Source organism: Amycolatopsis regifaucium (assembly GCF_001613935.1).
In the GTDB taxonomy this organism is placed as follows: domain Bacteria; phylum Actinomycetota; class Actinomycetes; order Mycobacteriales; family Pseudonocardiaceae; genus Amycolatopsis; species Amycolatopsis regifaucium.
Genome location: NZ_LQCI01000050.1, coordinates 108,600 through 132,596, shown reverse-complemented (window position 1 = coordinate 132,596; position 23,997 = coordinate 108,600). Strand labels below are relative to the sequence as shown.

Here is a 23,997-nt window from a genome sequence, read left to right as displayed (position 1 = left end):
ACCGGGCGAAGGCTGACTCCCTCCGTAATAAACATATAGCGCATAGGGGGACTTGCCACAAGCCCCCGGTCATACCGCAGACTCACTCGCCGTAGCCGGAACCTGCGGAAATGGGAGCCTGTGTCAACTCAGGGTCATGAAGAAGAACTGCGATCCGAACGCGAATACGTCGCCGGGCTCTACACGCGCCTGGACGCCGAACGCGCACGGGTGAAGGGGGAGTTCCAGGCCGCGCTGGGCGGAACCGGCGGGACGGCCATGGAACGGGACGTCGAGGTGCGCGCGCTGGACCGGGAGTCGCGGCGGCTGAACGTCGTCGACAACGGACTGTGCTTCGGCAGGCTGGACAGCGTTTCGGGGGAGACCTCCTACATCGGCCGCATCGGTCTCTTCGACGAGGCGAAGGACTACGAACCGGTGCTGCTCGACTGGCGGGCACCGGCGGCGCGCCCGTTCTACACCGCGACCGCGGCGACGCCGGAGAAGATGCGCCGTCGCCGCCAGTTCCACACCCACGGGCGTGAGCTGCGCGGCTTCACCGACGAGGTGTTCGGCCGTCCCAGCGAGGACGCGGAGGGTGACGCGGCGCTGCTCGCGGCCGTCAACGCCCCCCGAGGGGAGGGGATGCGCGACATCGTCGCGACGATCCAGGCCGAGCAGGACGAGATCATCCGGCACGAGCACCCCGGCGTTCTGGTGATCGAAGGCGGTCCGGGTACCGGGAAGACCGTGGTGGCACTGCACCGCGTCGCCTACCTGCTCTACACGCAGCGCGAGCGGATGGAACGCCACGGCGTGCTCGTGGTCGGGCCGAATCCGGCGTTCCTGCACCACATCGGCCGCGTCCTGCCGTCGCTGGGCGAGACCGACGTGGTGTTCATGACCACCGGCGACTTCGTCCCCGGCAAGCACGTCACCGCCGAGGACGGACCGGAGGTGGCGCGGCTCAAGGGCTCGCTGAAGATGCTGGACGTCCTCAAAGCCGCCGTCGCCGACCGCCAGCGGGTGCCGGAGGAGCCGCTCGAGATCGAGCTCACCGACGTCACCGTGCGGATCGACGCCGAGACCGCGGAATGGGCGAGGGAAGAGGGGCGCAAGAGCGAGCTGCCGCACAACGAGGCCCGCGCGGCGTTCCTCGACATCGTCACCTACGTGCTCACCGAACGGGCGATCGCGCGCATCGGCCGCGGCTGGCTCAGCCGGGACGACCGCGACGAATGGGAGCGGCTGCGCAAGGACCTGCTCGAGGAGCTCGCGGAGAGCGAGGCGTTCACCGCCGCGCTCGACGCGCTCTGGCCGATCCTGACGCCCGAAAGCCTGCTGGGCTCGCTCCTTTCGTCGGAGGAACGGCTGCGGGCGGCCGGAGCCGACCCGGCGTTGCTGCGCGCCGACGGCGAGGCCTGGACGGTCTCGGACATGCCGCTGCTCGACGAACTCGTCGACCTCCTCGGGCGGGACACGGCGGCGGAAAAGGCGGCGGAGCAGGCCGTGGCACGGGAGAAGAAGGCCGAGGCCGAGTACGCCGAAGGTGTGCTCGACACGATGAAGCTCGACCGCGAGGAGATGGACGAGGACGTCATGCTGTCGGCGGAGAACCTGCTCTTCGCCGGCGAACTCGCCGACCGGTTCGTCGAGCACGACACCCGCAGCCTGGTCGAACGCGCCGCGGCGGACCGGGACTGGACCTATCGGCACGTCGTGGTCGACGAGGCACAGGAACTGTCCGAAATGGACTGGCGAGTGCTGATGCGGCGCTGCCCCAGCCGGTCCTTCACCGTGGTCGGCGACCTCGCGCAGCGCCGGTCCGAAGCCGGGGCACGGTCGTGGGCGTCGATGCTGGAGCCGTACGTGCCGGGCCGCTGGGTGTACCGGTCGCTGACGGTGAACTACCGCACGCCGTCGGAGATCATGGCCGTCGCCGCCTCGGTGCTCGCCGAGTTCGCGCCGGACGTCCGGGCGCCCGCTTCGGTCCGCTCCACCGGCGTCCCGCCGTGGGCGCGGGCCGTCACCGACGACACCTTGGCCGCGGCCATCGAGGAGTTCGCCGAGGACGAAGCCGGCCGTGAAGGCACCAGCGTCGTGATCGGGCCGCCGGGGGTGCCGGGCACCGTGCCCGCCTCGGAGACGAAGGGCCTCGAGTTCGACGCGGTCCTGGTCGTGCACCCGGACCGGATCCTCGCCGACGGCCCCCGTGGCGCGGCCGAGCTCTACGTCGCGCTCACCCGCGCCACCCAGCGGCTCGGGGTGCTGTACGAGGGTTCGTTGCCGTCGGAGCTGGCCGGGCTGACCACGCGGTGACGGCCGGCCGTCCGGCCGACCACCTCAGCTGGCCGTCGCCGAGCCAGGAAGTCCGTGAAGGCCTCCTTCCCTACCTTGAGAGTAGGGAAGGAGGCCTTCACGGACACACCACCGCGCCAGGGGGATCTGAGCGTCTACAAGGGACACTTCGGGGACCGAGGAGGCTGAGCCGCGCGAAGGGGCCTCACGCGGGGTCGACAGGTCGGCGTATTACTTCCGAAGTCCGCAGCGCCCGATTCGGGTGATATGCGAGGCTTCGGGAGGGGGTCGTGAGTGCCAATCAGGGTTAGAACCCTCATCCGCACTCACGACCCCGCGCCGAAACGTACTTATAGGCCTCAATCGGGCGCCAAGTCGACAGAAAGTGTCCGTTGTGGACACTGACGCCCAAGAGTGGCGCCCAGAATCAGCCCGGGAAGTCCGTGAAGGCCTCCTTCCCTACCTTGAGAGTAGGGAAGGAGGCCTTCACGGACACGCCACCGCCAACGCCACCGCGCCACGGACACGACAACCTCGAAGGCTTCTACCGCGTCGGGTCCTTGCCGTTCGGCTGCCGCGGTCCGGGACCCGGCGACCACCAGCCCGGGACGACCTTCTCGCCGTGGATGATCGTCGGCGCGATCCCCTCGGTGAACGGTTCGACCTGCAGCAGCTGGCCCCACGACTGACTCGGCTGGCCGATCAGGTAGCTGGGCACCTCGGGTTCGGCCGCGACCTCTTCGAGCCAGCCAATCGGGCCGCCGTTGGTGCTGGACGCCCAGTTCGCCTCGTCGGCGACGGCGCCGGGGGTGATCCGGTAGTCGGGCACCTTCGAGATGCCGTCGTGCGAGGTCACCGGTTGCACGCACGGGTAGACGAACGACGCCGGCCAGTCGACGTACACCTGCTTGCCCGCGATCTTCTCGGTCAGCGTGGTGAACGTCGGGACCCGGGGCGCGGACGCGGCGATCCAGCCGTCCTCGGTCAGGTCGTTGTCCACGATGTTGATCCGCACGGACGTCGTCTCGGCGGGGAGGTCGCGCAGGTTGATGCGGGTGTCGTTCCAGCCGTTCGTCCCCGCGCCCGGCGGGAGCACGAACTGGCTGCGGAGGACCTTCACGCCTTCACTGGTGTTCACGCCGTAGTCGAGACTGACCGACGTCGGCCGTCGTGACGCCCCGGCGGTGGCCACCACGATCTGGCCGTCCGCGGGCTTTTCGGCGAGGGCGTACCAGTCGCTGCGGAGCCGTCCGGCGCGGGTTTCGGGGTCGAGGAAGCTGCTCCACATCGGCACTTCGTCGGGTTTGAACCCGTGTGGCGGTTCGGCCAGCGGGTCCTTGTCGTCGAGGGCGCGGGTGTGGAACCCGGTCTGCACGCGGCCGTTGTCCTGTTCCGGATCGGGCAGCGGCGGCGGGGTCTGCCCGGCGGGCGGCTCCTCTTTCTTCACCGGCACGGTCCGCTGTTCGGGCTGGGCCCGCAGGATGCTCGTGGCGGCGTCCCGTTCCACCATCACGTGGTCGGAGAGGTTGCAGCTCTTCCCGGACAGATGCCCGAAGTTCGCGGCACCGAGGCTGTAGGAACCGGCCTGGTTGTGGATCGCCCACGCCATGCTGACGAACTCGCCCGTGGCCATCAGACCGCAGACGACCACCAGCGAGAGTGAACCGAGCCGCAGCGACCGGCCTCGGCCTTCCTGCGGCCCCGCCGGCAGCCCCGGCCGGTGCGCGCGGACGTTCTCCACGAACGCGTATACGCCGGAGATCGCGGCCGCGATGAGCAGGATCGTCGACAGCGGGATCCCGCCGATCGAGGGCGCCACGGCGGTCCACTGCACGCCGAGTTTCGAGACGAACCAGTACGAGTTGGGTCCGGTCGCGGCCAGCGCGCCGACCACGAGCAGCCCAGCGAGGAACGCCGCCCGGTTGCGCCTCGACCGCAGCACCGTCGAACTGGTCGCCAGCGCGGTCAGCGCCGCCATGGCCGCGCCGACCGCGGCGAACGCGCCGAAGTGGTGCGTCCACTTGGTCGGGGTCAGCGCCAGCAGCAGGAAGAACAGCGCGACCGTGCCGATCAGGCGGCGGCTGGGGCCGAGTGCGGCGCCGGGGATCCGGCCGCGGCGCAGCAGCACCACCAGACACGCCCCCGTGCACAGCAGCACGAGCAGCACGGGGAACCGGCGCGGCGCCGAACCGTCCGGCAGGCTCTCGAAGAGCAACTGGTAGCGCGCGAGTTCTTGGAACCACGACAGGTTCGGGCCGACCTGGGTGCGGATCCGGGTCGCCTCCTGCACGGTGGCGAAGGTCTGGTCGGCGAACACCACGACCAGCACCAGCAGCCCGGCGGCCAGCACCGGCGCGAGCACCGGCAGCCAGCCGTTCTCGGCGCGCTGGCGGACCAGTTTGAACAGCGGGCGGGCCGCGACCAGGAACGGCGCGACGGCGATCAGCCCGGTCGGCGTCGCGGCCAGGGTGAAGCCGGCCGCGGTGAGACCGAGGGCCAGCGGCAGCAGACGGCGGGTCACCAGCGCGCGCTCGACGGCGCAGATCGCCAGCAGCGAGCCCAGCGCGGCGACCGGTTCCGGCCGGACGCCGTTGTTGTACGGCATCCACCAGACCAGGAACACCGCGGCGGCGGCCCAGCCCGCCGCTCGGCTCGTCCGTACCTGGGTGCCGAGGCGGGGCATGACCTCGCGGCTGATCAGCAGCCAGCTCAGCACGCCGAGCAGGAACGACGGGAGCCGGATCCACGGCGGCACCGTGCTGACGTGCGCCATCAGCTGATACACGTGGTAGAACCAGCCGAACGGTGCCTCGGCGACGCCGAACCAGCGGTGGTAGTTGGTCAGGTAGCCGGTCTCTTCGGCGACTCTCGACATCGTGAGGATGTAGCCGTCGTCCGAGGTGACTGGGCCGATGAAGACCCACGCGCCGAGCGCGATGATCACCGTCGCGTCGCGGGCGGTCAGCCGCCACCAGCCGACCGGTGCCCACCTGGGCGCGCGACGGGCGAAACCGGAGTCCATCCGCCACACCGCGATCAGGCAGCCGATGAACGACAGCGCCGCGAGCACCCCGATGATCCACTTCAGCACCGTGGGCGAGGTCTGGTAGCGGGTGTCCGGGACCACCGAGACGTGCAGGCCGTCGATCGGGTCCTTGCCGTCGTTGATCGACGAATAGATCCCGACCAGCCGCGGCCGGACGTCGCCCTCGGCGTGGAACACCACGGTCTCGGCGACGGTCACCGTCATCTGGTTCGCGTCCGTACGGAGCTTGACGTCGCAGTTGTGCGACGACGTCGACTGAGGAGGCAGCGGCTGCTGCACGATCTGCTGGCCCTGGCTGGAGGCGAGCAGCACGCCGTTGTCGATGCGCAGCTGCAGGCCGACGCCCTTGCCCGCGCGCGGGTCGGTGCGGCCGTCGGGCACGGTGGAGAACAACAGTGCCTGGCCCGGCGAGCGCGCGTCCAGCGAACGGATGGTCGAGCACGGCAGATCGACGCGCAGGTCCTGTGCCCAATACCCGGTCAAGGGCGCGTTGACGGAGCGGGTGTCGCCGCCCGTTGGCCAGACGACCTCCGCTGTGTCCTGCACCACCGGCAGGAAGGGGAAAGCCAACGCGCACAAGGCGGACAGCAACCCCAGCGTGACAGCGATCAGACGCATCGGCGCAACGCTAACGGGTCTGGTCCGAACGGCTTACGCAGGGCTGCCCTTGCTCGGCACCCCGAGCCGGATCAGGGCGTCCTGGACTGTCGTCACGCTGGCCGTTTCGGGTCGCCGCGGCCGCCGGACGACGACCACGGGGAGGCCGAGTCCGCGGGCGGCGGTGAGCTTCGCCGCGGTCATCGCGCCGCCGCTGTCCTTCGTGACGAGCACCTGGACGCCATGCCGCTCCATCAGCCCGCGTTCCTTCTCGACCGTATACGGGCCGCGGTCCAGCAGGACTTCTCGCCGCCGGGGGAGTGGTTCCTCGGGCGGGTCGACGCAGCGGATCAGGAACCAGAGGTCGTCGAGCCCGGCGAAGGCGGCGAGCCCCTGCCGCCCGCTGGTGAGGAACACGCGTTCGCCCAGCCCCGGGAGCAGCCGCGCGGCGTGGTCGAGGTCGTCCGCCCAGTGCCAGGTGTCGCCTGGCTGCTCGGTCCAGCCGGGCCTGGCCAACCTGAGCAGTGGCGTGTTGGTCGCCTGTGCGGCTTTCGCCGCGTTGGCGCCGATGCGTTCCGCGAAGGGGTGTGTCGCGTCGATCATCGCGGAGACGTCGTTTTCGGTCAGCCAGCGCGCGAGGCCTTCCGGGCCACCGAAGCCGCCGACGCGGACTTCGCCGTCGGGCAGTTTCGGGCGCGCGACGCGGCCCGCGAGGGACGACACGACGTGCTCACCACGCGCCACGAGTTCCTTCGCCAGCTCGCGGGCTTCGCCGGTGCCGCCCAGAATCAGCAGGGTCATCGGGTGACAGCCGCGCGCCACCGTTCGAGCGTGCGCAGGTTGGCGAGCGTTTCCGCCCAGGTGAGTTCGGGCGCCTGCCGGTCGGCGAGATGCGCGGCGACGTGGTCGGCCTCGCGAGCGAAGAGGCCTTGAGTCGCTTCCACTTCGATCACCTCGGGCTCCCGGCCTTCCGGCGTGAGGATGATCTGCGACGACCTCGGCCGGCGCATCTCGTGGATCCACGCCGGTTTCGGCACGTACAGCTGCCCTTGCGAGCCGTAGACGCGGATGTGGTCGTCCTGGGTCAGCTGGAAACCGCAGGCCAGCTGCGCGAGGATGCCGCCGGGCAGCCGCAGCAGTCCGAACGCGACCTCGTCGATGCCGTTTTCGTCCAGCTTGGCCATGCCGAGCACCTCTTCGGGCTCGACGACGTCCTGTCCGGTCGCCGCCTGCGAGACCAGCCGCGCGAGCGAGGTGCAGTAGCAGCCGACGTCGAAGATCCCGCCGCCGCCGAGCGCTGGATCGGTGAGCCGGGGGACGGCGAAGTTGTAACTGAAGGCGACGTCGACGGCGCGGACCTCGCCGATGGCGCCACACGAGATCAGCTCCGCCAGCCGCCGGATCTGCGGATGCAGCCGGTACATGAACGCCTCCATGAGGAAGACGTCGTTGGCGCGGGCCGCTTCGATGACCTTCTCGGCTTCGTCGACCGAGACGGTCAGCGGTTTCTCGCACAGGATGTGCTTGCCCGCCTCGGCCGCGCGGATCGCCCATGCGCCGTGCAGCGGATGCGGCGTCGAGATGTAGACCGCGTCGACGTCCGGATCGGCGAGCAGGTCGTCGTAGGAGCCGTAGCATTTCGGGATCTCGAAGCGGCTCGCGAACTCGGCCGCCCGATCACCGGAGCGCGCGGCGACGGCCTCCAGCACACCGTGCTTGCTTTCGTCGACGCCCGCCGCGAACTCGGCGGCGATGGTCCCGGCGGCCAGCAGGCCCCAGCGCAGTTCCTTCATAACGACTCCGGTTGGTTGGCTCGATCGCGGGTGGCCGAATACAGGAAGCTGTCGGGAAACCCTTCGGCGGCGAGGACTTCCCCGACGAAGATCATCGCGGCGCGGGTGATCCCGGCTTCGCGTGACCGGGCGGCGATGGTGCCGAGCGTGCCGCGCAGCACCTGCTCACCGGGCTGGCTCGCCAACGCGACCACGGCCGCCGGGCAGTCGTCGGTGTAGAACGGCCGCAATTCGTCGACTACTTGCTCGATGCGGTTGATCGCGAGATGCAGCGCGAGGGTGGTGCCGGTGCGGGCGAAGTTCGCCAGCGTTTCACCCGGTGGCATGGCGGTGGACCGGGCCTGCGCCCGCGTGACGACCAGGCTCTGGCCGACCTCCGGCACGGTCAGTTCGCGCTTGAGCAGCGCGGCCGCGGCGGCGAACGCGGGCACCCCCGGCGTGACGTCGTAGGGAACACCCGCCGCGTCGAGGCGGCGCATCTGCTCGGCGACCGCGCTGTAGATCGACGGATCCCCGGAACACAGCCGCGCGATCTCATGCCCGGTCCGGTGGGCCTCGACCATCCGCTCGACGATCGCGGGCAGGTCGAGGTTCGCGGTGTCGACGAGCACTGCGTCCGGAGGGCAGTACTCCAAAAGCGCTGTCGGCGTCATGCTGCCGGGGTACAGGCAGGTTTCGCAGCGGCTCAGCAGGTCACGGCCTCGCACGGTGATGAGGTCGGCGGCGCCGGGTCCGGCTCCGATGAAATGGACTGTCACGCCTTGCTCCATTGGGTCACGACCCGCGCCGGGGTCCAGCCGGTGAAACCACCCAGCGGTGCGGCCTGTTCGACGCCGAGACGGATCAGCTCTCCGCCGTGTTCGGCGTACGCGCGGGCCAGTGCCTGTTCGGCTTCGAGGGTCACGCCGTGCGCGACGATCCGGGCGCCGGTCGCCAGGCAGGCGTCGAGCACGCCGGGCACGGTCGGCCCACCGCCGACGAAGATCGCGTGCGGCTTGGTCAGCCCTTCGAGTGCTTCGGGCGCGGTACCGATCACCACGTCGAGTTCCGGGACGCCGAGCGCGTCCGCGTTGCGGGTGATCCGGGCGGCGCGCTCCGGCGAGCGCTCGACCGCGATCGCCCGGTTCAGTGGATGCAGGCGGGACCACTCGATGCCGACGCTGCCCGCGCCCGCGCCGACGTCCCACAGCAGTTCGCCGGGCGACGGTGCGAGCCTGGCCAGCGCGGACGCGCGGAGGTCGCGTTTAGTGAGCTGACCGTCATGCTCGAACACGTCGTCGGGCAGGCCGGTCAGCGGCAGCGCGGGTCCATCGGCCTCGATGGCGTACACGGTCAGCGAGCCGGGGCCGATCCGCTCGTCGGGCCCGCCGAGGTCGGACAGCGCGGTGACGCGGCTCTTGCCGTAACCACGGGCTTTGAGCAGGTCAAGCAGGTCTTCGGCGTTCGCGCCGAGGACGAGGATCTTCCGTCCCGGAGCCAGAACCCGGCTCACCCGGCCGATCGCGCGGCCGACGACGGTGACCACCTCGGTCTCCTCCGCCGGCCAGCCGAGCTTCGCGCGGGCGAGCGTCACCGAAGAGAGCGCCGGCATGATCTCGACGTCGTAGCCGCGCTGGATGAGCGTCGTGCCGATGCCCGACAGCAGAGGATCGCCGCTGGCCAGCACGCACACGCGGCCTTCGCGTTCGGCGAGGAAGCCGTCCAGACCCGGAAGGAGCGGGCTGGGCCAGGGTTCGCTCTTCATCCCGGCGGGCAGGTACGCGAGCTGACGCGGAGCGCCTACGACCACGTCGGCGCCGAGCAGCGCCTCCTTGGCCCGCTCGGACAGGCCGGACCAGCCGTCGGCCCCGATGCCGACCACGGTCAGGGGTGATTTTTCGCGCACCTCGGTCACGCTAGACGACGGAATTCCTATGCGATGATCGGCCAGAGGTCGTCGACGACAGGAGAGCTGTGAAGCCGTATCCGTTCACCGCCGTTGTGGGGATGCCGGATCTGCGCCTGGCGCTGGTGCTTTCCTCCATCTCGCCCGCCGTCGGCGGGGTGCTGGTGCGCGGGGAGAAGGGCACGGCGAAGTCGACGATGGTGCGCGCGCTGGCCGGTCTGCTGCCCGGCGTCGACGTCGTGGACGCTTGCCGGTTCTCCTGCGATCCCGTCGAACCCGACCCGGCCTGCCCGGACGGCCCGCACGCCGGGGGTTCGCCCGCGCACCGCCGTCCCGCGCGGCTGGTGGAGCTGCCGGTCGGCGCGGCCGAAGACCGCGTGATCGGTTCGCTGAACCTGGAACGCGCGCTGGCCGACGGGGTCACCGACTTCCAGCCCGGGCTGCTCGCGGCCGCGCATCGCGGGCTGCTGTACGTCGACGAGGTCAACCTTCTGCACGATCACCTGGTCGACACGTTGCTCGACGCCGCCGCCATGGGCCGCGCGACCGTCGAGCGCGAAGGTGTCTCGGTGTCGCATGCCGCCCGGTTCGTCTTGATCGGCACGATGAACCCCGAGGAAGGCGAACTGCGGCCGCAGTTGCTGGACCGCTTCGGGCTCACCGTCGAGGTCGCCTCCAGCCGTGATCCGGAACTGCGGGTCGAGGTCGTCCGGCGGCGGCTCGCCTACGAAGCCGACCCCGACGGCTTCGCCGGTCAGTACGCCGCGGCCGACGCCGAACTGGCCGCGGACATCGAGGCGGCACAACGGCTTCTGCCCTCGGTCAAGCTGCCGGACGACGCACTGCGGCAGATCGCCGAGGTCTGCGCGTCCTTCGAAGTCGACGGGATGCGCGCGGACATCGTGACGGCGCGGACCGCCGTCGCGCACGCTGCTTGGGCCGGGCGCACCGAGGTGACCACCGACGACGTCCGGGTCGCGGCCCGGCTCGCGCTGCCGCACCGCCGTCGCCGCAATCCCTTCGACGCGCCCGGGATCTCCGAGGAGCAGCTGGAACAGGCGTTGCGGGACGCCGAGCCCGAGAGGCCCGGCCCGGACGATGACGGCCCCGGTTCCGGTGCCCCGCCGGAGGGTGGCGAGGCTTCCGGACCGCCGCCGTCGGAAGGCGGCCAGGAGCCGTCGGGCGGTGGCGAGAGCGGCGGTGAGCAGAAACCGGTCGGAGCCGGGGAAGCCTTTCGTGCCAGGCGGTTCGAGGTGAAGGGCACCGGCGAGGGCGCCGCCGGACGGCGATCCCGCGCGATCACCGACAACGGCCGCACCATCGGCGTCCAGCCCGCCGGGGTGAAGGACGGGCATCCGCATCTTCTGGCGACCGTGCGCGCGGCCGCGCCGCACCAGCGTGCCCGCGGCCGGAGTGGCGCCGGGCTCGTGCTGCGGGCGCGGGATCTGCGGTTCGCGCGGCGTGAAGGCCGCGAGGGCAACCTGGTGCTGTTCTGTGTCGACGCGTCGGGCTCGATGGGCGCGCGACAGCGCATGCGCGAGGTCAAGACAGCGGTGCTTTCGTTGCTCCTCGACGCGTACCAGCGACGTGACAAAGTGGGCCTGGTGACCTTCCGCGCCTCAGGAGCCGAACTCGCGCTGCCGCCGACGATCAGTGTCGACGCCGCGGCGTCCCGTTTGGACGGTCTAGCGACCGGCGGCCGGACCCCGCTGGCGGAGGGACTCCTTGAAGCGGCAAGGGTTCTGCGGATCGAAGCGGTGCGCGATCCGCTGCGCCGCCCGCTGCTCGTCGTCGTCACCGACGGCCGCGCGACCAGTGGCGCCGACGCCGTCCAGCGCGCGAAGCAGGCGGCCGGGCTGTTGGCCGGGAACGTGACATCGATCGTGATGGACTGCGAGAGCGGCAAGATGCGTCTCGGGCTCGCCGCGGAACTGGCGGAACACCTTGGCGCGGAACATGTTCCGGTCGCCGAGGTCGCCGCAGACACACTCGCGGGCACCGTCCGCACCCGTCTTTCGGAGAGGGCCGCGTAATGCCACAGGGCAAACCGGAAACCGTGCCCGCCGACGGTCTCACCACCCGTCAGCGCCGCAATCGTCCGCTGCTCGCCGTGCACACCGGCGAGATGAAGGGGAAGTCCACGGCCGCGTTCGGGATGGCGTTGCGCGCGTGGAACCAGGGTTGGTCGATCGGCGTGTTCCAGTTCGTCAAGTCGGCGAAATGGCGTGTCGGCGAGGAAGCCGCGTTCCGCGCGCTCGGCGAGCTGCACGACGACACCGGCCAAGGCGGGCCGGTCGAATGGCACAAGATGGGCGAAGGCTGGAGCTGGGCGCGCAAGTCCGGGACCGAAGAGGACCACGCCGCCAACGCCCGCGAGGGCTGGGCCGAAATCAAACGCCGTCTCGCCGCCGAAACCCACGACTTCTACGTGCTCGACGAGTTCAGCTACCTGCTCAAATGGGGCTGGCTCGAAGTCGATGACGTCGTCTCGACACTGACCTCGCGCCCCGGCCACCAGCATGTGGTGATCACCGGCCGGTACGCGCCGCCGGAGCTGATCGAGGCCGCGGATCTGGTCGCCGAGATGACCAAGGTGAAGCATCCGATGGACGCCGGGCAAAAAGGCCAGCGAGGCATCGAATGGTGAATCGCGTGGTCATCGCCGCGCCCGGCTCCGGGCACGGGAAGACCACGATCGCCGCGGGCCTGATGGCGGCGTTGCGCGCGCGGGGCCTGAAGGTGTCCGGGCACAAGGTCGGCCCCGACTTCATCGACCCGGGTTACCACGCCCTCGCGACCGGGCGGCCCGCGCGGAACCTCGACCCGTTCCTGCAGGGTGAGGAGCAACTGATCCCGTTGCTGCTGCACGGTTCCGCCGGTGCGGACATCGCCGTCATCGAAGGCGTGATGGGCCTGTTCGACGGGGCGCTCGGCACCGAGGGGTACGCCTCGACGGCGCACGTCGCGCGGCTGCTGGACGCCCCGGTCGTGCTCGTCGTGGACGCCTCGGCCGCTTCGCGCAGTGTCGCGGCGACCGTGCTCGGATTCGCGCAGTACGACACCCGCGTCCGGCTCGCCGGGGTGATCCTCAACAAGCTGGGCTCGCAGCGGCACGCGGACGAGATCGTCACCGCGCTGGAGGCGACCGGGGTCCCGCTGCTGGGCACGTTGTACCGCAACGAAGAGATCCACGCGCCCAGCCGTCATCTCGGCCTCGTGCCCGCGGCGGAGCGGGCGGGTGAATCGGAGCGGTTGTTGCCGGAACTGGCCGGGTGGATCAGCGAAGGCGTCGATCTCGGCGCTGTCGTCCAGGTCGCTCGTTCGGCTTCGCGGCTTTCGGGAGAGCCTTGGCGGCCCCCGCTTTCCCACGACGGACCGCGCACGGTGGTCGCCGCCGCGGCGGGGCCTGCGTTCACCTTCCGCTACACCGAGGCGATGGAACTGCTCGCCGCCGCCGGTGTCGACGTCGTCGAGGTGGATCCGTTGCGGGACAAGGAACTTCCCGAAGGCTGTGCCGGACTGTACTTCGGCGGCGGTTTCCCCGAGGTGCACGCCGAAGAGCTGTCGGCGAACGTCGGCCTGCGGTCGGCGGTCGCGCGGGCCATCGGCGACGGGATGCCCGTCGTGGCCGAATGCGCGGGCCTGTTGTATCTGTGTCAGGACATCGACGGCTTGCCGATGACCGGTGTCCTCGACGCGTCGGCCACCATGACCAAACGCGGGAAACTCGGCTACCGCAAGGCGTTCTCGCCCGCGGACACCGTGCTGACCGTCGCCGGGCAACGTGTCACCGGCCATGAGTTCCACCGCACGGTGATCGAACCCGGCAGCGGACCGACGCCGGCCTGGGGCTGGGACCGCACGCCCGACGGGTTCGCGTCGGCGTCACTGCACGCGTCGTACCTGCATGTCCACTGGGCGGGCTACCCCGAACTCGCCGAGCGGTTCGCCGCCGCGGTGCACGCCCATGGCTGACTACGATCTCTGGCATCACGGCGACCGCGAAGTCGGCGAGGGGCTCGTCGATCTGGCGGTCAACGTCAGGCTTCCGGCCCCGCCCGCTTGGCTGCGCGCCGAACTGGCGGCGGCCCTGGACGATCTGGCCGCGTATCCGGACGTCACCGCGGCGACCGCGGCGGTGGCCGCTCGGCACGCTTTGCCGGAGTCGCAGGTCTTGGTGACCTCCGGCGCGGCTGAAGCCTTCACGCTGCTGGCCACCGCGTTGCGTCCGTCTCACGCCGTCGTCGTGCACCCGCAGTTCACCGAGCCCGAAGCCGCTTTGCGCGCGGCCGGTCACACCGTGCACCGCGTGCTGTTGTCGCCCGAGGACGGCTTCCGGCTGCGTTCGGTTCCCGAAGAAGCGGATCTGGTGTTCGTCGGGAACCCCACGAATCCGACGTCGGTCCTGCATCCGGCCGAGAAGCTGCTGGCACTGGGCCGCCCGGGCCGCTTGGTCGTCGTCGACGAGGCCTTCCTCGACGCCGTCCCCGGCGAGACGGGAAGCGTTGCGGGACAACCGGGTTTCGTCGTTCTCCGAAGCCTGACCAAGACCTGGGGCATCGCCGGTCTTCGCGCCGGTTACGTGCTGGCGGAAGAGTCCGTTGTGGACACTTTGCGCGCGGTTCAGCCGCCGTGGTCGGTCTCGTCGCTCGCCGCCGTCGCCGTGGTGGCTTGTTGCCGTCCGGCGGCGTTGGAAGAAGCGGAAAAGCTCGCGGTGGCGGCGGAATCGGACCGGGAGTACCTGGTTTCGGGCTTGACGGCCTTGGGCGTCGAGGTGCTGGGGGAGCCGCGCGGTCCGTTCGTGCTCGTGCGGTCGCCCGGGGCGGACGGCGTGCGGGAACGGTTACGGGAGGCCGGGTTCGCGGTGCGGCGCGGGGACACCTTCCCGGGGCTGGACGCGCGGTATCTGCGGATCGCGGTGCGGGACCGGGAGACGGTGGACGCGTTCCTGGCGGCGTGGCGGCAGTTGCCCTGACCCGAAGCGCCACGCCGTGAAGGCCTCCTTCCCTACCTTCAGAGTAGGGAAGGAGGCCTTCACGGACGCATCTGCTGAAAGGAGCCTCCCCCGCAGGGCGATGCCGGGAAAGCGCCCTTCGCCGCGCGTGATGACTTCAGCCCCGATCCAGCCCACCTCACCGGGCAAAGATGGTTGGATGGGCCGGTGAACTTCGTGATCGGCGTCTTCGATCTCTTCGCCTACACCATCCCCGGCGCGCTGTACGTCGCGTTCTTCGGTTACCTCGGAACGAAGCTCCACATCCTGACGGCGGCCTCCATCGGTGGCGTGCCCACGGTGGTGATGGTCATCGTGATCGTGGTCCTGAGCTTCCTGCTGGGCTATCTGGCCTATCCGCTCGGCGACGCCATGGAACGGATCGTGCCGCGACGTCGGCAGCGGATCCCGGCGGAAGAGTTCCTCCGCCGGATGCCCGCGGCCCAGGATCGCCCGTACCTCAAGGAGAGTCCGCATCTCCTGCTGTGCGCGCTGCAACTGCACGACAAGGATGTCGCCGTCGACGTCACCCGGTTGCGCGCGTCCGGGCTCATGGTGCGCAACTGCGCGCCGCCGCTGCTGTTCGGGGCGATCGCGGCGATCGTCGAGATCTTCGCGGGCAAGCACCCGTTCGTCGCCTCCGCGGTCGCGGTGCTGCTACTGGCGGCGTCGTTCACGTTGGTCTCGCAGGGCCGCAAACTCGGGCTGTGGGCCGGGATGAAAACCCTCGAACTGTGCTTCTGGCTGCCGGAAATCGACGAGAAGCTGGCGACGGGGGAAAGCTAGTCGCAAATCCGCTTGAACGCGGTCGCGCCCGGACGCGCGTGAAAGGCGACTTCGTGGCCGAGGTCGTCCCGGAACACCGCGCGGTCCGGACTCGGCAGGGTCATCCTGCCGCGTTGGTAAGGATTGTCCCAGCCGGGCGGGGCGCTGAACGCTTCGCCGATCAGCGGCCGCTCGGCCTCGAAGTAGACGCCGTCGACGAGCGCTTCGTCGATGCCGCAATGGGTGTACAGCGCGAACGGGAACGACCTCGCCGGTGGGAGGATCGCGACCGGGAGATCCGACGGGACGTTCTCGGAGCGTGGCGAACCGGTCAGGACGGCCACCACCGTCAGCGCGGCGAGCGCGGCCGAAACCAGCCAGACAGTGCGCATCGGACCTCCCGTTCACCGCGTTCACGCGTGAAAGGCCCGAAAAGTTGCCTCCTCAGAACGACGACGCCAGCAAGACCCCCGCGACGGCGACCTCGACGCAGCCTCCGAGCACGTCCCCGGTGACCCCGCCCAGCCGCTGAACGCACCGCGCCAGCAACGCCGACGCGGCCAGATAGCCGGCCACCACCGCGGTCAAGCCTTGCCACCACGGAAGCACCAGCGCCGCCGCACCGGCGAGCACGGCGAACACCGCCGCGGCCGTCCACACCGGCACCGATCCGGCGACTGTCGCGCCCAATCCCTCAGGCCGCGCGGAGGGGACACCCCGGGCGCAGCACAGGGAAAGCACGCCGCGTCCGGCGACGACGGCGATCGCGGCCGCCGCGATCCCGTGCCCGGCCGTGATCGCCCCGGCCAGCGCGCCGACCTGCACGAGCAGGACCAGCACCAGCGTCGCGATCCCGGTCGGCCCGGAATCCCCGCGCCGCATGACCTCCAGCGCCCGTGCGCGGTCGTACGAGGCGCCGAGCCCGTCGGCCGTGTCGGCGAGACCGTCCAGATGGAGCCCGCGGCTGCCCAGCGCGACCGCGCCCAAGGCCAGTGCCGCCGACGCGAAGGAGGGCAGGCCGATCAACTCACCCAAGTAGACGATCACGGCGGCGACGGCGGCGAGCGGCAGGACGGCCGGCGGCGCGAGGACCATCGCGCCCCCGGCCACCCGCCGGTCGATCACCCGCGGCGCGGGCACCCGGACCGTGGTCAAGGTGCCGACAGCCATCTTCAGCGCGTCCAGGATCAAGCGAGATCCGCCAGCAGGCCCATGTCCGCGAGGATCGCCCGCGCCGCCCTCAGCGTCGGCACCGCCTGCACCGCGCCGCTGCCCTCACCGAGCCGCAGCCCGAGGTCGAGGATCGGCTCCAAGCCGAGCGCCTTCAACGCATACGCTTGCGAGGGCTCCGTCGAACGATGTCCCGCCAGCCACCACTGCTCCGCACCCGGCGCGATTTCCCTGGCCACGAGCGCGGCCGCGCCGGAGAAGACGCCGTCGAGCAGCACCGGGACGCCGCGGACGGCGGCCTGCACGAGAAAGCCCGCCGTCGCGGCGAGACAGGCGCTGCCGAGCGCGGTCAACACCGCGAAGGGGTCCTTCATCGCTCCGGCGCGGGCCAACGCGGCTTCGACGACCGCGACCTTCCTTGCCCGCCCCTCCTCGTCGATGCCGGTCCCCGTGCCGACGACTTCTTCCGCGCCCAGGCCGAGCACCGAAGCGACCACGGCCGCGCAGACCGTCGTGTTGCCGATCCCCATGTCGCCGGGGATGAGCAGCTCCGCGCCGCCGTCGATCTCCTCGTCCGCGATCGCGAGGCCGTGTTCGAACGCCGTGCGCGCCTCGCCCTCGGAAAGCGCGTCCTCGACGTCGATGGCGCCGGAACCCCGCCGCACCTTGTGCGCGGTGACTTCGGCGGGCACGTCCGCGCCGTCCCAGTCCACCGCGATGTCCAGCGCCCGCACCTTCGCCCCGGCGAGTTCGGCCAGCACGCCGACGCCGCTCTTCCCGGCGAGGAAGACCCGGACCATCGCCGCGGTGACTTCGCGCGGGTACGCCGACATACCGGAGACCCCGTGGTCCCCGGCGAACACGACCACCCGGACGTCGTCCAGCGGTCGCGGCGGAACGACGCCGTGCGCGGCGCTGAGCCACGCGGCGAGGTCTTCGAGCCGTCCGAGCGAACCCAGCGGTTTGACCAGGCCGTCCAGTCTGGTGCGCGCGGCGGCTTCGGCGGCGGCGTCCCGGGTGGCGATACGCATAGCGGCTCCCTAAGGCAGGTCGAGGGTCCGTCCGGCGACGACCAGCACGGTCCGATCGGAAAGGGCGGACACCCGGTTGTTCAGCGCGCCAAGCACATCACGGAACAGGCGGCCGGACACCGTCGCGGGCACCACACCGCTGCCGACCTCGTTGCTGACCGCGATCACCGGCACGTCGGCCTGCGCCCAGGCCGCCAGGAAGTCCTCGAGCCGCTCGTCGAGCCGCTGTTCCCAGCCCGCGCGCTGCTCCCAGGCGCCGACCTCGTCGAGAACGCGGCTGATCCACGTGCCGAGGCAGTCGATGAGCAGCGGATGCGTCGCCGTGCGCAGCACCGTGGCCAGGTCGGTGGTCTCGATCGTCTTCCAGTTGCCCGGCCGCCGCGCGCGATGCGCGGCCACGCGAGCGGCCCATTCGGGATCTTCGGCGCTCGGCGGCAGTCCGGGCGCGAGGTAGGTCAGGTGCGGGTGGCGGGACGCGAGCCGCTCGGCGTGATGTGACTTCCCGGAGCGGACGCCGCCCAGTATCAGCACCTTGCCGTCGTCGCGCGAATAGCGGCGAAGTGCCCGTGCGAGAGTCTCCAGAACCCCCGCGAGGCGATGCGTCAGCTTGGTCATACCCCGCATTCTCGTGCACGCGCTACGGTTCGCCACGTGCCACTCCGACAAGCCGCCACCGCAGCCGGACTCGTTACCGGTTACGTCGCCGACGCCGTCTTCGGAGATCCACGGCGATGGCATCCGGTCGCCGGCTTCGGCCGTGCCGCGCAAGCCCTTGAACAGCGGGTTTGGGCGGATTCGAAGGTCAAGGGCGCGGCGTACACCGCCGCCTGCGCGGGGACGGTCACCGGATTGGGGGTCGCTGCCCAGTTCGTGACCCGGAAGCGGCCGTTCGCGCGGTTCGCGCTCACCGCGGCATCCACGTGGGTGGTTCTGGGCGGACGCGGGCTCGCGGCCGAGGGCACGCGGATGGCCCGGCTCCTCGACGACGGCGATCTTCCCGGCGCGAGGCAGCGGCTCCCGCATCTGTGTGCCCGTGACGCGACCGGGCTCGACACCGAGCAGCTCGCGCGCGCGACCACCGAGTCCATCGCCGAGAACACCTCGGACGCCGTCGTCGCGCCACTGCTGTGGGGAGCGGTCGCCGGAATCCCCGGGCTGCTCGGGTACCGCGCGCTCAACACCCTGGACGCGATGGTCGGTTACCGCTCGCCGAAGTACGCGAACTTCGGCTGGGCCTCGGCGCGCGCGGACGATCTGGCCAACCTGGTCCCGTCCCGCGTCGGCGCGGCGCTGACCGTGGCGTCGGCGCCGCTGGCGGGCGGTTTCGCCAAACCCGCGTTCCGGACCTGGCGCCGCGACGGGAAGCACCACCCGAGTCCCAACGCCGGCCAGGTCGAGGCCGCTTTCGCCGGGGCACTCGGAGTCCGGCTCGGCGGGACGAACAGCTACGGCGGCCGCACCGAGCAGCGCGGCGTCCTCGGTGACGGCCGCGAGCCGGAACCGGTCGACGTGCGCCGCGCGGTCCGGCTGTCGAGAGCGGTCGGGCTCGCCGCGCTGGCCGTCGCGGTGGCGGTCACGCGATGAGCGGCCTGCTCGTCGCGGGGACGACGTCGGACGCGGGCAAGAGCCTGGTCACCGCCGCGCTCTGCCGCTGGCTCGCCCGCCGCGGGGTGCGGGTCGCGCCGTTCAAGTCGCAGAACATGTCGAACAATTCGATGGTGTGCGCGGACGGCGCCGAGATCGGCCGCGCGCAATGGCTCCAGGCGCGGGCGGCCAGGGTCGAACCCGAGGCCGCGATGAACCCGGTCCTGCTGAAACCCGGGAGCGACCGCCGCAGCCATGTCGTCGCGCTCGGGAAACCGTTCGGCACGCTGGAAGCGGGCGAGTACGCGACCGGCCGGGCAGGGCTCGCCGAGATTGCCTTCGACACGTTTCGTTCCTTGAAGCAGCGCTTCGACGTCGTGCTGTGCGAAGGCGCGGGCAGCCCCGCCGAGATCAACCTGCGCGAAGGCGACTACGTCAACATGGGGCTGGCGCGGCGGTTCGGCCTGCCGGTGGTGGTCGTCGGCGACATCGATCGCGGCGGCGTCCTGGCCGCGATGTTCGGGACCCTCGCCCTCCTGTCCGCCGAAGACCAGGCACTGGTCTCCGGCTGGCTGGTCAACAAGTTCCGCGGTGACGTCGGCCTGCTCCGGCCGGGGCTGGAGACGCTGGAGGAACTCACCGGCCGCGAGGTCTTCGGCGTGCTGCCGTGGCTCGACCAGGTGTGGATCGACTCCGAGGACGCCTTGGCCGCGGCGGGTTGGGGCGCCACCGGCGGCTCCCTGCGGGTCGCGGTCGTACGGTTCCCACGCGCCTCCAACGCGACGGATGTGGACGCTTTGGCCGCGGAGCCGGGGGTCTCGGTCACGCTGACCGCGGATCCGGACACGGTCCTGTCCGCCGACGTGGTGATCCTGCCGGGTTCCCGCGCCACCGTGGACGACCTGGCCTGGTTGCGGGCCCGCGGGCTCGCCGCCGCGGTCGAAAAACGCGCCGACGCGGGCCGTCCGGTACTGGGGATCTGCGGTGGCTACCAGATGCTGGCAGCCGAGATCGAGGACGACGTCGAGTCCGGCGCGGGTACGGTTCCCGGTCTCGGACTGCTGCCGACCAGGGTCTCGTTCAGCGTCGACAAGGTGCTGGCCCGTCCTTCGGGTGAATGGCGCGGCCAGCCGGTGGAGGCGTACGAAATCCACCATGGTGTGGTCTCGGCGACCGGGCCCGCCGAGTCCTTTTTGGATGGACACCGGCAGGGATCGGTGTGGGGCACGATGTGGCACGGCGCCTTCGAGAACGACGGCTTCCGCCGCGCCTGGCTGGGCGAAGTGGCGGACTGGTCGCCCGCCCCCGGAGCACCGGGGTTCGGCTCGCTGCGGGAGGCGATGCTGGACCGGCTCGCCGACGCCGTCGAGGAGCACGTCGACACGGCCGGGCTGCTGCGCCTGATCGAGAAGGGCGCGGTGGCGGGGAGGCCGTTCGTGCCGCCTGGGGTTCCGTCTCGTGAGTGATTTGGGTCGTTCTAGCCAAGGTTGTTTCAGGTACCTACGGCGTGAGCCCGGTAGCCGCCTGGCCGTGAAGGACTCAGAGTCCCTGCGGGAGTCCTCCACACCTTCTCCAGTACATGATGGCCCCCTTCCTTGCGTCTAGCGCAAGGAAGGGGGCCATCATGTACTTCACGCGAGCAAGACCGCAGGTGACGAGTAGGTCCTAAGAGAGGGTTCGTACCAACGACCCAAATCACTCACGAGCGCTACGCGGTCTTGCCTGCCAGTGCCTTCTGCGCCAGGGCCTTTTCGACGAGCGCGCCGAAGACCAGGCCGAGCGCGGTCCACAGCACCACCTGCGTGCCGACCGAGGCCAGCCGGAAGGTCCACAGCGTGGAACCGGGGAACTCGGCGGGAACCTCGTCGATCGATGGCAGCAAAGCCGCCGCCACCGCGATCACCACGAGGTACCCGCCCGAGGCGATCAAGCCGCCGCGCCAAGCACCGAGCTTGTCGGCCAGCTTCCGGCCGAACGCCGCGGCGAGGATCCCGATGAGCAGCGAAAGCGCCACGAAGCCGAAGTACAGCGAAGTCCGGCTCCCGATGGTGCCCGCCTGCCCGACGGCCGGTGGATTCGCCGGGTATTTCAGGAACGGCACCAGGAACACGACCACGAAGGCGCCGCCGGTGAGCAGCGCGGCGGTCACCCGGGGCCGCAGCGTGCCGAGCCGTCCGTAGACGAAGGCGAACGCCAGCGAGAACAACCCGCCGACGGCGACGCCGTAAAGCCCGACACCGGTCAGCAGGCCCACCGTGCTCTGCACACCACGGGTCACGAGTTCTTCCTCCGCCGCCTCCGGCGCGGCGTGCTCGTGGGCGCCGGGAGCGCTGTGCGAGTGCGCGGAAGTGCCTTCGAGACCGATGGCGGTATCGACCGAAGGCTCACCGAAGAAATAAGCGAAAAGGGTCGCCAGGACACCGGCGACCAGGCCCGCGAGCATGCCGCGGACCAGCAAGGTCCTCATCATGGGGCGCGTGCCGCCTAGTGGCAGGGGAAGGCCAGCAGGTGCCGGCCGTCGTGGACGAACTCGTGGACGTACGAGTTCGCGAACACCGACACCGCACCCTGCTCGGCGCTGACGAAGTACAGCGTGATCAGCGAAAGGAGGATGACGAGCACCGCCCAGGGCAGGATCTCGCGGACGGGGATCCGGATCGGGGCGGGAATTGCGGTTACCGCGGGGGACGACATGGCGGTGGGACCTCCTCGGGCTAGCGCGGCCTCTTCAGGGGTGACACGACGGCGCCGGGTCTGGCTTCCCCGAACCTGCCGGTCCGAGGTCACAGTGGCGCGACCGCGCGGAATCTCACCGCGTTCCGGATACCGTCGTCTGGCCGGTCGAGCGTAGGTCTCCGCAAAGCGTCCGGTCAATGTGACAATCGCGGGTATGACACCTGCGGTGGCGGCACTCGATGTCGGCGGCACGTCCATCAAGGCGGCCTTGTACGACGCGGACCTGAAGGATCTGGCCAGTTTGCGCGAGCCGACGGCGCGCGGAGCGGACGGCGAGGCGCTCGCGGACCAGGTCGCGCGGATCGTGGGAACCCTGGGCAAGCAGGCGGGCACCGGCACCCCGGACGCGGTCGGCGTGGTCATCCCCGGCATCGTCGACGAGGTCGAGCGGGTGGCGCGGTTCTCGGCGAACCTCGATTTCCGGAACGTGCCGTTCGGCGAGATGCTCGACAGCAGGCTGGGGCTGCCGTTCGCGTTCGGCCACGACGTCCGCGCGGGCGGGCTCGCGGAATTCCGTGTCGGCGCGGGCAAGGGCTGCGCCGACGCCGCCTTCATCCCGGTCGGCACCGGGATCGCGGCCGCGCTCCAGCTCGACGGGAAGCTGTACGCCGCGGGCGGGCTCGGCGGCGAGGTCGGGCACATCGACGTCGGCCACCGGCTGCCGTGCGGCTGCGGCGCGACGGGGTGCCTCGAGGCGATCTCGTCGGCGTCGGCCATCGCCCGCCGCTACAGCGAGCACACCGGACGCCCGGCGGAAGGCGCCGAGCAGGTGGTGGACGCCGCCCGGCACGGCGACGAGGCCGCGATCTCGGTCGTCAACGACGCGCTCGACGGACTCGGTCACGGCATCAAGACCCTGGTCACGTTGCTCGCCCCCGAGGTCGTCGTGCTCGGCGGTGGCCTGTTCACCGCGGGCGACTACGTCCTCGACCCGGTCCGTGCCTGGCTGACGGCGAACCTGCAGTTCCAGCGGATGCCGGAACTGCGGATCGCGGAGCTCGGCGACGAGGCGGGCAGGCTCGGCGCGGCCCTGCTGGCGTTGGACCGGCTCAAGCCCTGACGACTCGCACGCCTTCCTCTTCGAAGGCGTGCACCCGCTCGGGATCCGCGCGGCCGTCGGTGACGAGGACGTCGACGTCGGCGGTCGCGCAGATCTTCGCGAAGGCGCGACCCCCGAGTTTCCCGGCGTCGGCGAGTACGACGACTTGCCGCGCGCGGGCCGCCATCAGCCGGTTCGTGCTCGCGTCACCCTCGTGATGCGCCTGCGCGCCGTGCACCGGGTCGAACGCGTCCACCCCGAGGAACACCAGATCCAGCGAGATCTGGTCGAGGAACAGGTGGGACAGCGGCCCGGACAGGTCGAACGACTGCTGGCGCGCGACCCCGCCGGTCACCACGATCTTGATGTTCGGGCGCACGGCGAGTTCGTGGGCGATGTTGAGCGCGTTCGTCACCACGGTGAGCGACGGGCCGCCGCTCGGCTCACCCATGTCCGGCCGGGTGGCGAGCGCGCGGCCCACCTCGGAGCTCGTGGTGCCGCCGTTGAGGCCGACCACCATGCCGGGATCGACCATTCTCGCCGCGGCCGCCGAGATCCGTTGCTGCTCCGGTGCGTTGCGCGCGGCCTTGTGTCGCAACGGAAGGTCGTAGGCGACGTTGCTCGCGACGGCGCCGCCGCGGGTGCGGACCACGAGATTGCGGCCCGCCAGGTGATCGAGGTCCCGCCGGATCGTCGCGGGGGAGACGCCGAGTTCGTCCGCCGAGACTTCGACGTCGACCTTTTCCCGCTCTCCCACCATGTCCAATAAGGCTGTCAGCCGTTCATGCCGATTCATCCCCAGCTCCCTCCCCGAAGCGCGATGTCGCTTACCGCACCGGACAAAGTACTACGCGTCGCGATACGGGCGGAGGGAAGCGGCAGGTTCGGGAAAGTGAGGAGAACCGGGGAAAGCGGGCGCCGGCCACCCCCAGTGTGACCGGCGCCCGCCCCGTGGCCGGTACGCCCAGAACCGGCCCGCATCGGAGGGTAGTGCCGCTGAGCGCGGACTGATATCCGCTTTGCGTCCGTTCCGGTGACGTTTAGCGGATACCCGGCGGACGCGCGGGGACCAGCCCGCCTC

The 23,997-nt window shown here is 70.8% G+C and carries 21 protein-coding genes; 9 read left to right on the top strand and 12 right to left on the bottom strand.

Annotated elements, in window-relative coordinates; genetic code table 11:
- Nucleotides 1–120: 120 nt before the first annotated feature.
- Nucleotides 121–2,298 carry an RNA polymerase recycling motor ATPase HelR gene (helR, locus tag AVL48_RS33380; RefSeq protein WP_177242307.1) on the top strand — a complete coding sequence of 726 codons (2,178 nt, stop codon included), beginning with the start codon at nucleotides 121–123 and terminating at the stop codon, nucleotides 2,296–2,298.
- Nucleotides 2,299–2,821: 523 nt separating this feature from the next.
- Here helR and AVL48_RS33375 read toward each other — a convergent pair.
- The 5 genes from AVL48_RS33375 to AVL48_RS33355 are packed head-to-tail and all read right to left on the bottom strand — an operon-like array spanning nucleotide 2,822 to nucleotide 9,607.
- Entirely contained in the window at nucleotides 2,822–5,941 is a 3,120-nt protein-coding gene (locus AVL48_RS33375; RefSeq protein ID WP_074038112.1) for an arabinosyltransferase domain-containing protein, read from the bottom strand.
- 33 nt (nucleotides 5,942–5,974) lie between these two features.
- The gene (locus AVL48_RS33370) at nucleotides 5,975–6,721 is read right to left on the bottom strand and encodes a cobalt-precorrin-6A reductase (protein ID WP_061981607.1); all 747 of its coding nucleotides are present in this window, start codon (nucleotides 6,719–6,721) and stop codon (nucleotides 5,975–5,977) included.
- A complete protein-coding gene (locus AVL48_RS33365; RefSeq protein ID WP_061981461.1) occupies nucleotides 6,718–7,713 on the bottom strand; it encodes a Gfo/Idh/MocA family protein in 996 nt (331 codons plus the stop codon). The genes AVL48_RS33370 and AVL48_RS33365 overlap by 4 nt, the downstream gene beginning before the upstream one ends.
- Nucleotides 7,710–8,471: a precorrin-4 C(11)-methyltransferase gene (cobM, locus tag AVL48_RS33360; RefSeq protein ID WP_061981606.1), complete on the bottom strand. Its 762-nt coding sequence runs from the start codon at nucleotides 8,469–8,471 to the stop codon at nucleotides 7,710–7,712. The genes AVL48_RS33365 and cobM overlap by 4 nt, the downstream gene beginning before the upstream one ends.
- On the bottom strand, nucleotides 8,468–9,607 hold the full coding sequence (locus AVL48_RS33355) for a bifunctional cobalt-precorrin-7 (C(5))-methyltransferase/cobalt-precorrin-6B (C(15))-methyltransferase (RefSeq protein ID WP_061981462.1): 1,140 nt from the start codon (nucleotides 9,605–9,607) through the stop codon (nucleotides 8,468–8,470). Before AVL48_RS33355 ends, cobM begins: the two co-directional genes overlap by 4 nt.
- A 59-nt stretch (nucleotides 9,608–9,666) precedes the next feature.
- Here AVL48_RS33355 and AVL48_RS33350 point away from each other — a divergent pair, with 59 nt between their 5' ends.
- The 5 genes from AVL48_RS33350 (at nucleotide 9,667) to AVL48_RS33330 (ending at nucleotide 15,377) form a co-directional block, all read left to right on the top strand.
- Nucleotides 9,667–11,631 (top strand): putative cobaltochelatase, encoded by a 1,965-nt coding sequence (locus tag AVL48_RS33350; RefSeq protein WP_061981463.1) that lies wholly within the window; start codon nucleotides 9,667–9,669, stop codon nucleotides 11,629–11,631.
- Nucleotides 11,631–12,245: a cob(I)yrinic acid a,c-diamide adenosyltransferase gene (cobO, locus tag AVL48_RS33345; RefSeq protein WP_061981464.1), complete on the top strand. Its 615-nt coding sequence runs from the start codon at nucleotides 11,631–11,633 to the stop codon at nucleotides 12,243–12,245. Before AVL48_RS33350 ends, cobO begins: the two co-directional genes overlap by 1 nt.
- Nucleotides 12,239–13,573 carry a cobyrinic acid a,c-diamide synthase CobB gene (locus AVL48_RS33340; RefSeq protein WP_061981465.1) on the top strand — a complete coding sequence of 445 codons (1,335 nt, stop codon included), beginning with the start codon at nucleotides 12,239–12,241 and terminating at the stop codon, nucleotides 13,571–13,573. The genes cobO and AVL48_RS33340 overlap by 7 nt, the downstream gene beginning before the upstream one ends.
- Nucleotides 13,566–14,573 carry an Rv2231c family histidinol phosphate aminotransferase CobC gene (gene cobC, locus AVL48_RS33335; protein ID WP_061981466.1) on the top strand — a complete coding sequence of 336 codons (1,008 nt, stop codon included), beginning with the start codon at nucleotides 13,566–13,568 and terminating at the stop codon, nucleotides 14,571–14,573. The genes AVL48_RS33340 and cobC overlap by 8 nt, the downstream gene beginning before the upstream one ends.
- 186 nt (nucleotides 14,574–14,759) lie before the next feature.
- Nucleotides 14,760–15,377 carry a hypothetical protein gene (locus tag AVL48_RS33330; RefSeq protein ID WP_061981467.1) on the top strand — a complete coding sequence of 206 codons (618 nt, stop codon included), beginning with the start codon at nucleotides 14,760–14,762 and terminating at the stop codon, nucleotides 15,375–15,377.
- Here the strand turns inward: AVL48_RS33330 and AVL48_RS33325 are convergent.
- Genes AVL48_RS33325 through AVL48_RS33310 form a run of 4 tightly spaced genes read right to left on the bottom strand, consistent with a single transcriptional unit; the run spans nucleotide 15,374 to nucleotide 18,172 of the window.
- The gene (locus AVL48_RS33325) at nucleotides 15,374–15,748 is read right to left on the bottom strand and encodes a hypothetical protein (protein ID WP_061981468.1); all 375 of its coding nucleotides are present in this window, start codon (nucleotides 15,746–15,748) and stop codon (nucleotides 15,374–15,376) included. The two genes, AVL48_RS33330 and AVL48_RS33325, sit on opposite strands and share 4 nt — an antisense overlap.
- Nucleotides 15,749–15,800: 52 nt before the next feature.
- A complete protein-coding gene (locus AVL48_RS33320; RefSeq protein WP_143104783.1) occupies nucleotides 15,801–16,547 on the bottom strand; it encodes an adenosylcobinamide-GDP ribazoletransferase in 747 nt (248 codons plus the stop codon).
- The gene (cobT, locus tag AVL48_RS33315; RefSeq protein WP_061981469.1) at nucleotides 16,544–17,557 is read right to left on the bottom strand and encodes a nicotinate-nucleotide--dimethylbenzimidazole phosphoribosyltransferase; all 1,014 of its coding nucleotides are present in this window, start codon (nucleotides 17,555–17,557) and stop codon (nucleotides 16,544–16,546) included. Before cobT ends, AVL48_RS33320 begins: the two co-directional genes overlap by 4 nt.
- A gap of 9 nt (nucleotides 17,558–17,566) precedes the next feature.
- The gene (locus tag AVL48_RS33310) at nucleotides 17,567–18,172 is read right to left on the bottom strand and encodes a bifunctional adenosylcobinamide kinase/adenosylcobinamide-phosphate guanylyltransferase (RefSeq protein WP_061981470.1); all 606 of its coding nucleotides are present in this window, start codon (nucleotides 18,170–18,172) and stop codon (nucleotides 17,567–17,569) included.
- Nucleotides 18,173–18,208: 36 nt separating this feature from the next.
- Here AVL48_RS33310 and AVL48_RS33305 point away from each other — a divergent pair, with 36 nt between their 5' ends.
- Together AVL48_RS33305 and AVL48_RS33300 are read left to right on the top strand one after the other, a co-directional pair.
- Nucleotides 18,209–19,141, top strand: a complete 933-nt coding sequence (locus AVL48_RS33305) for a cobalamin biosynthesis protein (protein WP_061981471.1) — start codon at nucleotides 18,209–18,211, stop codon at nucleotides 19,139–19,141.
- Nucleotides 19,138–20,607, top strand: a complete 1,470-nt coding sequence (locus tag AVL48_RS33300) for a cobyric acid synthase (RefSeq protein ID WP_061981472.1) — start codon at nucleotides 19,138–19,140, stop codon at nucleotides 20,605–20,607. Before AVL48_RS33305 ends, AVL48_RS33300 begins: the two co-directional genes overlap by 4 nt.
- Before the next feature lie 242 nt (nucleotides 20,608–20,849).
- Here the strand turns inward: AVL48_RS33300 and AVL48_RS33295 are convergent, their stop codons facing one another.
- Nucleotides 20,850–21,611: a CbtA family protein gene (locus AVL48_RS33295; RefSeq protein ID WP_061981473.1), complete on the bottom strand. Its 762-nt coding sequence runs from the start codon at nucleotides 21,609–21,611 to the stop codon at nucleotides 20,850–20,852.
- Nucleotides 21,612–21,625: 14 nt separating this feature from the next.
- Nucleotides 21,626–21,835 (bottom strand): CbtB domain-containing protein, encoded by a 210-nt coding sequence (locus AVL48_RS33290; protein WP_061981474.1) that lies wholly within the window; start codon nucleotides 21,833–21,835, stop codon nucleotides 21,626–21,628.
- 208 nt (nucleotides 21,836–22,043) lie between these two features.
- Between AVL48_RS33290 and AVL48_RS33285 the strand changes: the two genes are divergently transcribed.
- Nucleotides 22,044–22,937 carry an ROK family protein gene (locus AVL48_RS33285; protein WP_082857851.1) on the top strand — a complete coding sequence of 298 codons (894 nt, stop codon included), beginning with the start codon at nucleotides 22,044–22,046 and terminating at the stop codon, nucleotides 22,935–22,937.
- Here the strand turns inward: AVL48_RS33285 and AVL48_RS33280 are convergent.
- Entirely contained in the window at nucleotides 22,927–23,712 is a 786-nt protein-coding gene (locus tag AVL48_RS33280) for a DeoR/GlpR family DNA-binding transcription regulator (protein WP_061981476.1), read from the bottom strand. The genes AVL48_RS33285 and AVL48_RS33280 overlap by 11 nt on opposite strands.
- Nucleotides 23,713–23,997 lie beyond the last annotated feature (285 nt).